This is a genomic window from Bacillus sp. LR--39, assembly GCF_053613335.1.
In genome coordinates this window covers 1-1166 of record NZ_JBSIOT010000268.1, presented here as the reverse complement: position 1 = coordinate 1166, position 1166 = coordinate 1, and the positions used below count along the sequence as shown (strand labels likewise).

General features: G+C 43.5%; 1 protein-coding gene and 1 pseudogene. Both read left to right on the top strand.

Annotation, left to right across the window (positions count from 1 at the left end):
• A pseudogene (gene mneS / locus ACWHAR_RS22395) lies at positions 1-399 on the top strand (manganese transporter MneS); the annotation flags it as partial.
• Between the two features lie 150 nt (positions 400-549).
• The coding region (locus ACWHAR_RS22390) for an AAA family ATPase (RefSeq protein ID WP_452087870.1) at positions 550-1166 on the top strand (617 nt) is incomplete at its 3' end.

Here is a 1166-nt window from a genome sequence, read left to right as displayed (position 1 = left end):
GCATTGGTCAGTATCGGCACGTTTATCGGCATTGTGGCTGCTCAATTCCATCTTGCTTGGATTGATACGGTCACTGCGTTTGTGATCGGCCTGCTTATTTGCAAGACCGCATGGGATATTTTTAAAGAATCATCTCACTCTTTGACAGATGGATTCGACACAAAGGACATTTCCGCTTATAAACAGACAATCGAAAAAATCTCCGGTGTGAGCCGTTTAAAAGACATAAAAGCAAGATACTTGGGCAGTACGGTTCATGTTGATGTGGTGGTTGAGGTATCGGCAGATTTAAATATTACGGAAAGCCACGATATAGCCAATGAAATTGAGCGGAGAATGAAGGAGGAGCATGCGATTGATTATTCGCATGTTCATATGGAGCCTTTAGAACACAAATAATTGAGCTTCCTGCCACAGGAAGCTTTTTTGTGTGTTTTGGCCAGCTTTATTGGAAACAATTTGCTAGAATCGTTTTTTTATACAGATTGCTTTTTGTGGTAAAGTTAGGTTACATTATGATGAATTTTGTAGATGATTAGGAGGAAAAGAATGGCATATCAAGAAGACCTGCATCCTTTGCTGGGGAAAGCAGTTGAACATATTAATAGAGTAATGGATGGAAAACGAGACATCACCATACTCAGCTTAGAAGACCTTCTTGCCAAAGGTCATGTACTGCTTGAGGATGTACCCGGAGTCGGAAAAACGATGATGGTCCGCGCGCTGGCAAAATCAATCGGCGCCGATTTCAAAAGAATCCAATTCACTCCGGATTTGCTGCCATCTGATGTAACAGGGGTATCTATCTATAATGCGAAAACGATGGAATTTGAATATCGTCCCGGCCCGATTATGGGAAATATCGTGCTGGCCGATGAAATCAACCGTACCTCTCCGAAGACACAGTCGGCTTTGCTCGAAGCGATGGAAGAGGGAAGCGTCACGGTAGATGGCCATACGATGCAGCTTGCCGCTCCTTTTTTTGTGATGGCAACGCAAAACCCGGTCGAATATGAAGGAACCTATCCTTTGCCGGAAGCCCAGCTTGACCGTTTTTTATTCAAACTTCGGATGGGTTATCCGTCCTTTAATGAAGAACTTGACGTCTTATCTCTTCAGGAAAAAAGCCATCCGATTGAGACGCTTGAGCCGGTTATTGCAAAAGA